Origin of the sequence: Roseburia sp. OM04-10BH, from assembly GCF_003462605.1 — a bacterium.
Classification (GTDB): Bacteria; Bacillota; Clostridia; order Lachnospirales; family Lachnospiraceae; genus Roseburia_C; species Roseburia_C amylophila.
In genome coordinates, this window is the sequence record NZ_QTZI01000008.1 from 37,565 (window position 1) to 51,428 (window position 13,864).

The following is a 13,864-nucleotide window of genomic DNA, read 5'->3' on the forward strand; positions in this document are numbered from 1 at the left end:
GCCTTACTTCATTGCCGTTCCTGTTAAGGTAATTGATTTTTCCGAATCTACCGGTTTAACGGTTACTTCTACTGTATAAAGTCTGGCTGCATCTGCCTTTGCAGCCTCGCCCATCTTCTGAAAACCAAAGGCGCTTTTAGCTGTAGCTGCTGTAATACTGCTTCCATTTCGTTCTATACTGCCGATGTCTGTCTTATCATCTACAGAAAGATTTGTATGAATCTGTGTTGCTGCCACTGTTGATGGAGCACTTTCTATAATACTGACTGCAAGTGGTGTATCCTGCGAGCCCTGACGGATAAGATATACATCAACCGGAATATCCTGTCTGTTTTCGATTACCACCTTCTCCTGCGTTCTGTACATATCACCGGCTGTTCGAAGTGCCGGAATATAGCACACATAAAGACTTCTGAGATCTGCTCCGGTCAGCACCGAATCAAATATGGTCAGGGTCTGGGGTGTTCCGATTGTATTTCCGGAAGCATCACTGTATGTTACCGTCTGGGTAACGGTATATCTGCCGTGATTTTCCTTTACTGCAAAGCGGTATTCCGTTCTGCATGCATTCAGCAGTTCTTCCGCCTTCATGCCCAGCGAATCCGCATTTTCATCTATTATGTCAAATCTTGCATTCTTGTCCTCTACATAAACAGCATCCCGGCTGTCATCCATAACAGAAATCTCCGGGATACCCTGTGCATTATATGCTTTTTCATCCGTACCATCCAGATAGGTCTCCTGCGATGGTGTCATTACTGCCTTAACATCATATGCCCTGCCATCAAAGCTGTAATTGCTATACTCAGCCTCATAAACCGGAAGATCCACACCATCTATCGTAACCGTGTCTCCCGATTTCACACCATAGCCTTCAACACCTGCTGCTTTTATTTCTTCCATAATATTTTCAGCCAGCGTAGTCGCATTTAAATTCTGTCTTGCCCTGGCATTGGTCTGGGCAGATGTTACAAATGCTTTCAGTAAAGGAACTGCACACAGTACGAGAATCGCTACTGCAATCAGAATTTCCACTAATGAAAATCCCCGGTTATTTAAATTACGATTTAATTTATATTTTAACTTTCTGCTATTATAACCGCTCATACTGTCTCTGCTCCTTTCTGCTTTTCACATATTCTTCTATACTGTCCGGCTTTTCTTACCGCCCGGTATCTGTTCCTGTGGTATCTGTTGTCCCTGTGGTACCTGTTGTTCCTGTGGTACCTGCTGTTCCTGTAGTACCTGTTGTTCCTGTGATATCTTCCGTACCTGCGGCATCCGATGGAGCTGACGGAGTAATCGTTCCCGTTCCAAAAATATTATCTGTTCCTAAGGATACCCCATCAATGGTTAACGGTTCATATGGTTTCTCACTTCCGTAAAGATAATACATATTTACCGTCATGTTTCCTTTCAGTTTCCCGGTTTCTTCATCCGGACCGAAGCTTGCTGTATCCACAGACATCTTGAAATTATTCTTCTTTAATCCACGCAGGCAGTTCTTAAGCTGTGTATAATCACAGTCACAGTCAAGATTTACCACGGTACGATATAACAATTTACCATCATCTGCCGGATTGCTTCCATCTTCATTCATTTCATAAACCATTTCGTCCGTCTGAAGACCTACGCCGGTAACATGAAAGCCATACTCTTTTTCAAGGCTTCTGGCAAACATAATCTTATCCTCCGAACGGATCTCTGATGGAATTGCATCCATTACCTCCTGCATTTCCTGTGTCATGGAATCTGTATATGCCTTATAAGTCTCTTCGTTCTGCTTCATGGTCTGCATAACCTTTACTTCTCCACGCACCTCATCTACCTGGCTCTTTAAATTTTCATTTGCCTTCTGGACATTCAGATATCCAAACTGGTAGATTAAGAAAAATAATACTATGCCGCCTAATACAAATATCAGTTTTAATTCCCTGTCGTTTACTTTCTTATTTTCCTTATTCATTGTCTGCCTCCCCACTTTCGGTACTGCCTTCCATATCCGGATAAATATACTGGTCACCATTCATATAGGTCTCGACATCTTCTTCCGGTGTGGTCTCGGTATCAATGGAATCATCTGCTGTACCATTTACATAGGTACACATCACTGAAAATGTTACCGTAATTTTACCATTCTCATCTGTGGATTCTGTAATTCCGTTGGTCGTTACACTGCGGAAAGCATCGAAGGTTGCAAGATTCTGCAAGATCTTTGCTGCTTCTTCCTTTGTAGATACTTCAATGTCCATGGAAATTCCCTCTCCATTACTGGTAAGGCTTGTTACCTTTACACCAGATGGGAATTTTTCTTCCATTTCTTCAATGGCATCTGCCAGTGCATCACTGACTGTCTCTGTCTTGCCATTCATTTTTGTCACATCATCATACTGGCTCTTGGTATCCACATATGCATTATAAATATCCTGTATATATTCCAGTTCATCCTTCTGCTTATTCAGGGTATTCAGTTCGTGGGATAATGCAATCCTCTGTACTCCGGATAATGCCAGCAATATCACAGCACATGCCACGCAAAGCAGACCAATCAGCTTTGCTGCAAGCAATTCGCGTTTTTTCTTCTCTTCTATAATCTTTGCAGTCTGTGCCGAACCAAACACGAAGTCTAATGGTTGTATTGCTGCTCCATAGCAGGCTTCATACATAGCATCCAATCTGCCTCCGGATGTACGGAAACCGTTTAAAACATCTTTTTCCTGCAAATGTACCGGAAGATTCAATTCCAGGGACATCAGTCTGTCCAGTCCCTTGATATAAGCTCCGTTACCAATCAGGAAACACTCTTTTACTTCTGCCCCATTATTTCTGGACTGATAATAATCTAATACCCGCCGGATATTGCCAATCATCGGACGCAGTGCTTCTACCGCTTCTGCCCGCATGGCATTCATGGCATCTTCCGGTGCCGCCTGGTTTGCATCCAGACAGTCTGTCTGCTGTAATATATCCATTGCTGCCGGATACTGTTCCTTCGGGAAAAGACCGGAATCCACTACAACCTTCTCTACTTCTTCAAAGCCATAAAATACTGTTCTTTGTAATACAACCATTCCCTGATTGATAATCGTAATCATGGTTGCATTATTGTCTAATTTTACAGAACAGCAGATATTATTTCCTACCGCTTTATGCATCATCTGGAAAATACTGTTTCCCACATAGTCAAGTGCGGTAAGTTCCAGGGAGCAGAAATCTGCCAGTTCTTCATAAGACTGCACCAGATCTCCCGGCACAGCAAATACATATAATTTTCTCTTCTTTACCTTGTCCTGCTGTACCACACCTTCATTCCGGTATACCAGCTGGTACCGGGATAAATCTACCGGGAAGAAATCTGCCGAATTTGTATTTAAGAAATCCTTGATACGGTTTTCTTTTATCATCGGAATCAGCACTTCACGGCTTGCTATCTTACCGGAATTAACTACAAACAAAGTTTTCCGTGTCTTAATCTTATTTGCATCCAGAAGCTTATGTAAGGCTGTGCGGAATTCCTCACTCTTACGCACACCAGCTTCTCCAATTACACCTACCGGAGTCTGAAAGCTAAAGCTTCGATATACTTTCGGATTCTTCACCCGGTAATCCATCTCCAATACATGGGTTACATCAACACCTATTTCTATACTTAATATCTTCATCCTTCACTCACCTTTCGTGATTATAACTGGAAAGCATACCTATGCTTCATACACTTTCCACTTATAATCACTCTTTTCTACATAAAAAGTCCCAGATACCAGTCTATCATCCAATTCCCCCACAGGGCGGCAATAAATATCCCGACCGATAAGTACGGACCCAGAGCCAGCATTCTGCCGGCACCACAGACCTTCATCCGGAACAGATGCACCACAGAGCCCGCAATACATCCAATCACAAATGCAAGAATAATCAACTTCCATCCGAGAAGCAGACCGGCAGCCGCCATCAGCTTGATGTCTCCACCACCGATTGCTGCTCCTCTGGTAAGAAGTGATAATAACAGCAAGAACAAGCTCACTGCAAAGAAACCAATCATCAAGGTTCCTCTGTCCCCTTTTCCAAATACGCACCGGATAACCCCCAGTACAAACAGGAACACATTGATTCCAAAAGGAATCTCATAGGTGCGGTAATCTATCACACTAAGTACGATTAACGCAGAAGTCATAAGACAGTATAAAATACTGTCCCACCTAAAATCTGTTGCGTAAAATACAACTACATAAAGGATTCCATTGAGTGCTTCGACGATAGGGTACTGCTTTGACAGCTTCGAACCACAGTAACGGCATTTTCCCTTTAAGAAAAGATAACTGAACAGCGGCACTAAATCATACCATTTCAACCGATGCCCGCAGCTCATACAGTGGGAACTCTCCCGGACGATATCTTCTTTCTGCGGTATCCGGTAGATACAGACATTTAAGAAGCTTCCGATGACAATTCCATATATGAAAATAAATACTGTGATGAGTGCAAGCATTGGTGTCATGGTATGTAGTGTCCTTTCTTAGCTCAGCGGATTATTTTGTCCACTTATCTTTATCCACTCCTTCAATGGATGGAGAAATCTTGGTATCTTTTGTAGCATCATATGCTTTATCTGCCTCGCTTGCTGGTGCAAGATATACAGCAACCGCACCCTTGCTGTCACAGCTATACATAAATAAATAGCTTGAATCTACTTTACATGTAGGTGCTGCTTTTCCCATTTCTAATGCCTCTGCAACAGCAGCTGTTACTTCATGCTTGTTTCCATCATAAGTCATACCTGTTGGTGCTGTTCCCTGAGAATCTGCGTACTGAGCTGCTACTGCATTGTAGATGTTCTCTGCCTGCTGGATATCTCCGGATACTTTGGAGCTGCTGATGTACTTAACAAACTGAGGAATTAAGATTCCTGCTAAGATTGCCATGATGGCAATAACGATGATTAACTCAACTAATGAAAAGCCTTTGTTGTTCTTTCTGTTTCTAATCTTGTTCATAATGCTATTCTCCTTCTTGTATAAATATAAATATTTTATCTTAAAATCCCGCCCCTATTACGGAATCTTAATTCGTTTTACATGTTGCCGAGCTGGTTGTACATGGAAAGCATCGGCGCATAAATTGCTGCAATCAGAATGACTACGATAATTGCCATAACAACGATAATCATTGGTTCCATTGCCGCCATAACCGTCTGGGTAGTCATCTCAACCTCTTCATCATAATAATCTGCCAGCTTGTCTAACATACCCTCAATATCACCGGTTTCCTCACCGATAGAAAGCATGTGGATTACCATAGGCGGGAACAGTCCGCCCTTCCGCAGCGGTTCTGATAACGGAACACCCTTTGCCACTTCCTCTCTTGCTGACTGCAATTGCAGCTGGAAATGACGGTTCTTCATCAGCTTGGTGACTGCATCAATTCCATGAATCAATGGAATTCCTGCATACATTAAAGTACTTAATGTACGGGCAAACTGTGAAGAATATGTCTTTATGTTTAACTTGCCAAACAATGGAAGCTTCATGGCTATTTTACCAAAGAACAGCTTTCCGCCCTCTGTCTTTCGCCATTCCCGGATACCAAGTACAATCAGCAGGATTCCTCCCACAAAAAGATACCAGAATTTTGTAATTACATGGCTCATGCTCATCATTGCCCGGGTGATGCCCGGCAGCTGCATGCCTGCCTGCTCAAAGGTTGCTGCATATCCCGGTATTACCTTTACTACCATCAGAATGACGATTAATACTGCCACTATCAGAAGTACCACCGGATAAGCCAGTGATTTTTTCATTAAACCGGACAGTTTCGCCGTCTTATCAAACTGCACTGCCATACGGCTGAAGGAAAGCTCGATATTACCGGAGGTCTCTCCTGCCGCCACCATATTCACTAACATTTCCGGGAAAATCTCTCCCTGATGTCCCATGGCTTCGGATAGTGTCTGTCCTTTCTCCACTTCGGTACGCACTTCATGAAGTGCAGCGGAAAGTCTCTTATTTTCCGTCTGTTCCTCTAACATTCCAAGGGCATCAATTACCGTAACCCCGGCTTCTATCATACTGACAAACTGCCGGCAGAACACGCTTAAATCCCTTGGTTTTACTTTCCGCCCAAAGCTTAATTTAACGTCCTTTTCTAACAATCCGACTTCCTTTATGGATATTAAAGTAAGTCCGTTTTTCTTAAGCCGGGCTGCTGCCTTGTTCTGATTTTCTGCATCAATGGTTGCCTTCTTCTCTTTTCCCATGGCATCCACTGCTATATATGAATAACTGGGCACCTTCTCATCCCCCTTACAGTATATTTATCGGTTAAATTTCAAATTTGTTAACCATTTTTCTCATTCTACGGTATCCACGGAAGCTGCTGTTAACAGTTCCCTGCAGATGCTCCGCAGTTTAGAATAGCGTTACCTTCTGCTGCATAACTGCCGGCTCCTGTGCAAAACTTACGGCATCTTCTGCTGATATCTTATTCTGCATATAAAGGTCATAAATGGCATCATCCATTGCCTGCATGCCAAGCTTCTTGCTGGTCTGTATCATAGACTGTATCTGGAAGCTCTTTCCTTCACGTATCAGGTTACGGATTGCCGGAGTGGCAAGCATGACCTCGTAAGCCGCCACACGTCCACCGCCTTCCTTTGGAAGAAGCTGCTGGGCAATAATTCCTTCAATAACACCTGACAGCTGTATCCTGGTCTGCTGCTGCTGATGCGGTGGAAACACGTCAATGACACGGTCAATGGTTGCTGCTGCACTGTTGGTATGCAGGGTTGAAAATACCAGATGTCCGGTCTCTGCCGCCGTAATCGCAATACTGATTGTTTCTAGGTCACGCATCTCCCCCACCAGAATTACATCCGGGTCTTCACGCAATGCGGCGCGAAGTGCTGACGCATAACTCTTACTGTCGTAACCGATTTCCCTCTGCAATACAATTGACTTGCTGTGAGGATGCAAATACTCAATCGGGTCTTCCAGTGTAATAATTGTCTTAGCATATGTTTCAGAAATAATATGTATCAAAGACGCCAGTGTGGTAGATTTACCACTTCCGGTCGGTCCTGTTACCAATACCAGCCCACGCTTGCGGTTGGTCAGGTCAACCACAGATGGTGGAATACCAAGCCGCTTTGCTTCCGGTATCTCAAACGAGAGTATACGGAGTGCTACCGCATAAGTACCTCTCTGACGGAACACATTAAAACGCACCCTGTGAAAGCCTGCGATAGAATACGCAAAATCCAGTTCTCCATTTTCCTTCAGCTCTGCCTTCTGCTCTTCCGTCAACAGCGGTTCTATCATTTCTTCTATTTCAAATGGTTTTATCTTCTCATCTGATGCAGGAACCAGTTCTCCATCAATCCGGAACATCACCGGGCTTCCCGGTGCAAGATGGATATCGGATGCCCCTTTTTCATTTCCTTCCCGCAAAAACATTTCTATTCTGTTCATTGTAAAATCCCCAGTTCTCCTTAATCCTCAGCAGATACTCCCACCAGCTCTGACACAGAAGTAATTCCTTCTAAAACTTTACGTCTGGCTCCCGCTGCAAGAGTTTCCATTCCATTTTCTACTGCCAGATGTTTGATTTCGGCAGTGGAAGCATCTTTTGCTATAGCGTCTTTCATTTCCGTGCTGATTTCCATCATCTCATAGACACCGATTCTGCCCTTATATCCTGTATTGGCACACATTGGGCAGCCCTTTGCTTCAAAAATCATCGTCTCATCCAAATCATCCAGATTCAGAAGCCTGCGCTCGTATTCTGTCGGCTTATGCGGCTGTTTACAGTTCGGACAAAGTCTCCGCACCAGACGCTGGGCAATCACTCCGATTACGGAATCTGCAAGAAGATATCCCTCTACGCCCATATTTAACATTCGGGTAATGGTTCCTGCCGCACTGTTGGTATGCAGGGTACTTACTACCAGATGTCCGGTAATGGAAGCCTGTACCGCAATCTCTGCTGTTTCTTCGTCTCGGATCTCTCCAATCATGATAATATCCGGATCCTGTCGCAGGATTGAACGCAGTGCAGATGCAAAGGTCATATCCGCTTTGGCATTTACCTGTACCTGATTGACGCCGTCCAGATTCGCCTCTACCGGGTCTTCTACTGTGATAATATTAATATCCTCTGTATTCAGTTCAGAAAGTGCTGTGTAAAGCGTCGTTGATTTACCACTTCCGGTTGGTCCTGTTACCAAAAGGATTCCATTCGGATGCTTTAACATACGGTCAAAGCTTTCCAGCTCCCCCGGGGTAAATCCAAGTTCCCTCTTATCCTTGGTCAGTGCTTTCTTCTGTGCAAGACGAAGTACACACTTCTCTCCATAAACCGTTGGCAGGATTGATACACGGATATCGTATTCCACACGGTCTACCACAAGGGTAATTCGTCCATCCTGTGGTTTTCTTTTTTCTGATATATCCATGCCGCCAATAATCTTGATACGTGCTGTAATTGCATTCAGAAGCCGGATGTCGTAGCTCGCCTTCTCATATAACACACCATCAATCCTGTAGCGGATTCTTACACGGCTTTCCAATGCTTCTATATGTATATCACTGGCACGCTGTCTTGCTGCCTGCTCAATCATGGCATTTACCAGAAGGACAATCGGGGAATTTGCAATATCTTCATCATTCTCCTTCTCCTGTTCCCTCTGCTCTTCCTGCCGGCGCTCCAGTGCATATGCCTCAGCCACCTTCCTTGCTTCACTGCTTCCATAGAAACGGTCAAGGGTAAGCATAATATCATGGGTTGTGGCAATTACCGGTGCGACCTGCAGATTAGTAATAATAGAAAAATCATCAATTCCACGCATATCCATCGGGTCGGCCATTGCCACACGGACTTCATTCATATTATTCGGTGAAAAGCCAATTGGTACCATGACATATTTTCTCAGAACTGCCACGTCCACCAGCTTTAGCACATTTTCTTCTATCTGTATTCCACTAAGCGAGACTATTTCCAGTCCAAGCTGGCTTGACAGTGCCTTGGCAATATCCGTCTCATTGGTATAACCCAGCTCTACCAGAACCTCACCCAGCCGCTTTGTAGTCCCCTTTTTCTTCTCTAATGCATCTGAGAGCTGCTCATCTGTAATAATCTGTTCCTCAATCAGCATATCCCCCAGACGTTTCTTCTGTCTGCTTTCCATTCTCTGCCACTCTCCAAATCATTCTTCACATATCATAATGTGACAAAAATCATCATTATTTTATTATAGCCATTCTTTACATGCTTTTCAACAAAATTTCTTTTTCTATTCGTTTTTTTCGTTATATTTTGTCTATTTTTTATGTTTTAAGTAAAATTCAGGGATAGACAACTATCTCTTTTGCACAAGAAACACGGTCTATCCCTCATATTGCTTCTATATCAGACATTAAAACAGCTTCCACCGATAAACTCACGGATAATCGAATTGTTATTGATATTATCCGCCGGTACCGGAAGGAAATAATCTAAGAACTTCAGCAGCCGCTTCGCTTCAAGATATTCCGGGCAGTCCCGTTCAATTGCAAACAACAATGGCTCTGCATACTGTTTCAGCACAGCAAGCTCATAAATTAAAGCTGAATTAAACATTACATCGGCACCTTCCTGAAATGGGAAGATATTCTTTTCTTCTCCCCGCCTTACCGAATCCCACATGGCAATGGTCTCCCTCGCTGATGTAGCCCTGGTTCTTGCATCCCTTACAATTCTCCGGATCAGTCTGCCATCTGTCGTCGGCAGGCAGTTATGTTCATCAATATCCAGCTGGGTCAGCGCACTGATATAAATACGGAATTTGCTTTCCTGCGGCAGAGAGTAGGAAAGCCTGTCATTCAGTCCATGGATGCCTTCAATAACAAGTACATCTTCCTCTCCAAGCTGCATCATTCTGCCTTTTGCTTCCCGTTTTCCGGTTTTAAAATTAAATACCGGCAGTTCCGTTGCATCTCCATTTAAAAGACTTGTCATATCATTATTAAAACGGTCAATATCCAATGCCTCCAGGCATTCGAAATCCAGTTTTCCATCTGCATCTTTCGGTGTCTTATCCCGGTCTACATAAAAATCATCCAGCGGAACCGGATGCGGTTTCATGCCATGGGCGGCAAGCTGTATGGACAGCCTGTGGGAAAACGTTGTCTTCCCGGAAGAGGACGGACCTGCTATCATAATGAATTTCTTATGATGTCCCTCTTTAATCTGCTCTGCCAGCTGTCCTATTTTCTGTTCCATCAGAGCTTCCTGTATCAGAATAATTTCCTGTATTCTGCCAGCAGAAACTGCATCATTCAAAGCTCCTATGGTTCCTACTCCCATGGTATGTCCCCACTCTGACGCTTCTTCCAGTGTTAGGTACAGTTTATCCGATGGGACAAAAACATCCACCGTCCTGGTATCTTTTCCCGGAAAGAGTAGCATAAAACCTTCTTTATATAATGTCAGGTCAAAATATTTCAGATAACCGGTAGACGGTACCATATATCCATAGAAATAATCTTTGTAATGATCCAGCTCATAAATATTGACTCTTGAGCTTCTCCGGTAGCGGAACAGTCTTTCTTTATCGGTCATTCCCAGTCTCCGGAAGAGTTCTACTGCATCTGCCGTCGGCAGACTGTGCTTTTCAATCAGAAAATCGGCTTCTACCAGACGCTGCATCTCCTGCTTTAAATTCCTTAACATCTGTTCATCGACAGCTACCCATTCTGCCTGCTCTGATGCTCCGTTCTTTTCCTCATTCCGCTTCAGTTCACAATAATATCCCTGGGCAATGGAATGCATGATGCGGACCGTAATCTTTTCTTCCCCATAAAGATTATGCACTGCCTTCTGCATCAGTAACGCCGTACTTCTCCGGTATGCTTTCCTTCCATCCTTGTCTGCTGTTGTAATAAAGGTAAGATTTCCCGATTCTACCTTCTCACGCAGCTCCCGCAGGCGGTTGTTCACCAGCACCAGGACAATATCATCCGAAAACTGTTTCTGATATTCCTTGGCAAGCTGCTTGTATGTGGTTTCCGGCACATACTCCCTTACATTTCCATGAATATTAATTCTACATTTAATTTCTCCCATAGTAGTCCCCCATTTCTTTGATTACTATTTATACAATATAGGAAAACGGAGATTGTAACTTCTGGCTGTATATGTTCAGTTCCGGTAATTTTTCCTTGAAATATTCTGCCATATAGGTTACAAAAATATGCTCCAATCCATAATGTCCTGCATCTAAGATACTTAAGCCTCTGGCCGCTGCGTCGATTCCCGTATGGTGGTCAATATCTCCCGTTATCAACACCTGGGCACCCTTTGCAATTGCTTCATCCACTTCACTCTTTCCGGAGCCGGGGCAAATTGCTGCACGCTGTACCATACGGCTGGTATCACCAAATACTTTTACCGCTTCTGTCTGAAACCGGCTTTTTACAATCCTGCCGCAATCCCCTAGACTTATCTCCTCTGGCAGCATTCCCACTTTGCCGATACCACAGGATTTTCCCTGCCACTCCCCGGTTACTTCCAATGGTTCTGTCTCCATTAGTTCCAGGTAATCTGCTGCAAGGTCCGCCATGACGCAGATATCAAAATTCGTATGCATCGCACAGTAAACCATATCCTGCTGTGCCAGTCCATAAATTCTTCTGCCGATAAAATCACTGGTAAGAACATTTTTGATTCCACCAAAGATTAACGGATGATGCGTCAGTATCATATCAGCCTTAAGTTCTTTTGCTTCCGCAATTACTTCATCGGTTGCATCCACCGCCAGATAGATACTGTTTATCTCTTTCTCCCATCTGCAGACCTGAAATCCTGGATTATCCCAGTCACAGGCCATTGCTACAGGAGCAAGTGTCTCTAATATTTCCCGTATCTGTTCACACTTCATATATTTTCTCCCATGATACGCTCTGCTTCTTCTATCATTGCAAGTTTCTCTTCCAGTTCTTTCTGCCGTTCAAAGCGTCTTGTACTGCCATCTTCTTTCTGCTGCAATTCATCCTGTTGCGTTGCAGATTGTTGCAGCAATTCTGGTTTCTGCAATACAGTTTGCTCCGGCATAAGCTTCTGGATTTCAAGTTTCTTTAAGATTTCCGAGAACTGCTGTCTCTGTTTTATTAAATATTGTTTTAATATTTCGTTTTTCGTCTGTAATAAATATTCACCATAACGAAAAGCAACATCCGTCAACGGTGCTGCTTTTCCCGGTACACATCTTAACATCACGTAATATTTGCCTTCTTCTTTCACCATATCTTCTTCTTCAATGTGAAAGCCTTCCGCATAAATATAACGGCGTACCTCTTCTATTTCAGACTGTGGCTGTAACACAAGATTGTTCATCTTCTTCCAGACTTCCGGATGTTCTGTAAGAATCCGTTTCGTCAACGCTCCACCCATTCCGGCGATTACCACACCATCGGCTTCGGATGGAGCCAACGCTGTAAGTCCATCGGACAATCTGGTTTCTATGTAATCTTCTAAATGAACTTCCCGGATATGCTCCTCTGCCCGAAGAAGCGGACCCCGGTTCACATCCATTGCAATGGCATGCCCAATACGTTCTGACTGGATCAGATAAATCGGAACATAACCATGGTCACATCCTACATCTGCAAGGCAGATGGTATTCTGAACCAATGCTGCAACTGCCTGCATTCTTTTTGAAAGTTTATTCATATATTACTCCAGATAGTCCTTTAATTTGCGGCTTCTGCTTGGATGACGCAGTTTACGGAGTGCCTTTGCTTCAATCTGACGGATACGCTCCCTGGTTACATTGAATTCTTTTCCAACTTCTTCCAGTGTACGGGCACGTCCATCTTCCAGGCCAAAACGAAGGGTTAATACCTTCTGCTCCCGCTCGGTCAGTGTTCCAAGCACTTCCTCTAACTGCTCTTTCAACAGGGTAAATGCTGCTGCATCAGCAGGTACCGGTACATTATCATCCTGAATGAAGTCTCCTAAATGGGAATCTTCCTCTTCACCGATTGGAGTCTCTAAAGAAACCGGCTCCTGGGAAATCTTTAAGATTTCACGTACACGGTCTACCGGCATATTCATTTCTTCTGCAATCTCTTCCGGGGTCGGTTCACGTCCCAACTCCTGCAGCAACTGTCTGGAAACGCGAATCAGCTTGTTGATGGTCTCAACCATATGAACCGGGATACGGATGGTTCTTGCCTGGTCTGCAATGGCTCTTGTGATTGCCTGACGAATCCACCATGTTGCATAGGTGGAGAACTTATAGCCTTTCCGGTAATCGAATTTCTCAACAGCTTTAATCAGACCTAAGTTACCTTCCTGAATCAGGTCTAAGAATAACATGCCACGTCCTACATAACGTTTTGCAATACTTACCACCAGACGGAGGTTGGCTTCTGCCAGACGTTTCTTTGCTTCCTGGTCTCCTAATTCCATCCTCTTTGCCAGTTCGATTTCTTCCTCTGCACTTAAAAGAGGTACTTTACCGATTTCCTTTAAATACATACGAACCGGGTCCTCAATGGATACGCCGTCCGGTACCGATAAATCAATCTTTTCTACCTCTACCTCGTCTTCGTCATCTAAGATGATATCGTCATCGATATCGTCATCATCCATGATTCGAAGCACATCAATGTTATTGGTCTCAAGGAAGTCTAGGATTTTCTCAAACTCATCTGCATCCAGTTCCATGTCCTTGAAGAACTCGCTGATTTCCTGATACTCAAGGCTGTTCTTTTTCTTCTTTGCCAGTGCAAGGAGTTCCTGGAGTTTTTCCTGCAATTTTGCTTTTTTCTCCTCAATGCTCATCTTTTCGTCTTTTGCTGCCGGAGCACTTTTTGCAGCTTTTGTTGTCTTT

12 protein-coding genes are annotated in these 13,864 nt (G+C 43.8%); all 12 read right to left on the reverse strand.

What is annotated here, in order from left to right:
• Positions 1 to 3: 3 nt before the first annotated feature.
• The 12 genes from DXB43_RS09335 to rpoD all read right to left on the reverse strand — a co-directional run bounded on the left by DXB43_RS09335 (position 4) and on the right by rpoD (position 13,815).
• Entirely contained in the window at positions 4 to 1,107 is a 1,104-nt protein-coding gene (locus DXB43_RS09335; protein ID WP_117947417.1) for a prepilin-type N-terminal cleavage/methylation domain-containing protein, read from the reverse strand.
• A gap of 55 nt (positions 1,108 to 1,162) precedes the next feature.
• Positions 1,163 to 1,966 (reverse strand): hypothetical protein, encoded by an 804-nt coding sequence (locus tag DXB43_RS15020; protein WP_147343683.1) that lies wholly within the window; start codon positions 1,964 to 1,966, stop codon positions 1,163 to 1,165.
• Entirely contained in the window at positions 1,959 to 3,662 is a 1,704-nt protein-coding gene (locus DXB43_RS09345) for a pilus assembly protein PilM (RefSeq protein WP_117947418.1), read from the reverse strand. Before DXB43_RS09345 ends, DXB43_RS15020 begins: the two co-directional genes overlap by 8 nt.
• A gap of 77 nt (positions 3,663 to 3,739) precedes the next feature.
• Entirely contained in the window at positions 3,740 to 4,498 is a 759-nt protein-coding gene (locus DXB43_RS09350; protein WP_330417875.1) for a prepilin peptidase, read from the reverse strand.
• A 31-nt stretch (positions 4,499 to 4,529) separates the two neighbouring features.
• Positions 4,530 to 4,994 (reverse strand): type II secretion system protein, encoded by a 465-nt coding sequence (locus tag DXB43_RS09355; protein WP_117947419.1) that lies wholly within the window; start codon positions 4,992 to 4,994, stop codon positions 4,530 to 4,532.
• A gap of 77 nt (positions 4,995 to 5,071) precedes the next feature.
• Positions 5,072 to 6,286: a type II secretion system F family protein gene (locus DXB43_RS09360; RefSeq protein ID WP_117947420.1), complete on the reverse strand. Its 1,215-nt coding sequence runs from the start codon at positions 6,284 to 6,286 to the stop codon at positions 5,072 to 5,074.
• Positions 6,287 to 6,404: 118 nt separating this feature from the next.
• The gene (locus DXB43_RS09365; RefSeq protein WP_117841989.1) at positions 6,405 to 7,463 is read right to left on the reverse strand and encodes a type IV pilus twitching motility protein PilT; all 1,059 of its coding nucleotides are present in this window, start codon (positions 7,461 to 7,463) and stop codon (positions 6,405 to 6,407) included.
• 20 nt (positions 7,464 to 7,483) lie between these two features.
• The gene (locus DXB43_RS09370) at positions 7,484 to 9,178 is read right to left on the reverse strand and encodes a GspE/PulE family protein (protein WP_117947421.1); all 1,695 of its coding nucleotides are present in this window, start codon (positions 9,176 to 9,178) and stop codon (positions 7,484 to 7,486) included.
• A 221-nt stretch (positions 9,179 to 9,399) separates the two neighbouring features.
• Positions 9,400 to 11,094: a nucleoside kinase gene (locus DXB43_RS09375; RefSeq protein ID WP_117947422.1), complete on the reverse strand. Its 1,695-nt coding sequence runs from the start codon at positions 11,092 to 11,094 to the stop codon at positions 9,400 to 9,402.
• Between the two features lie 28 nt (positions 11,095 to 11,122).
• Positions 11,123 to 11,908: a Nif3-like dinuclear metal center hexameric protein gene (locus tag DXB43_RS09380; protein WP_117947423.1), complete on the reverse strand. Its 786-nt coding sequence runs from the start codon at positions 11,906 to 11,908 to the stop codon at positions 11,123 to 11,125.
• Complete coding sequence (locus DXB43_RS09385; RefSeq protein WP_117947424.1) at positions 11,905 to 12,699, reverse strand: tRNA (adenine(22)-N(1))-methyltransferase; 795 nt, start codon at positions 12,697 to 12,699, stop codon at positions 11,905 to 11,907. The genes DXB43_RS09380 and DXB43_RS09385 overlap by 4 nt, the downstream gene beginning before the upstream one ends.
• Before the next feature lie 3 nt (positions 12,700 to 12,702).
• Positions 12,703 to 13,815, reverse strand: coding sequence for an RNA polymerase sigma factor RpoD (gene rpoD / locus DXB43_RS09390; RefSeq protein WP_117842067.1), 1,113 nt, complete (start codon positions 13,813 to 13,815; stop codon positions 12,703 to 12,705).
• Positions 13,816 to 13,864: the final 49 nt, after the last annotated feature.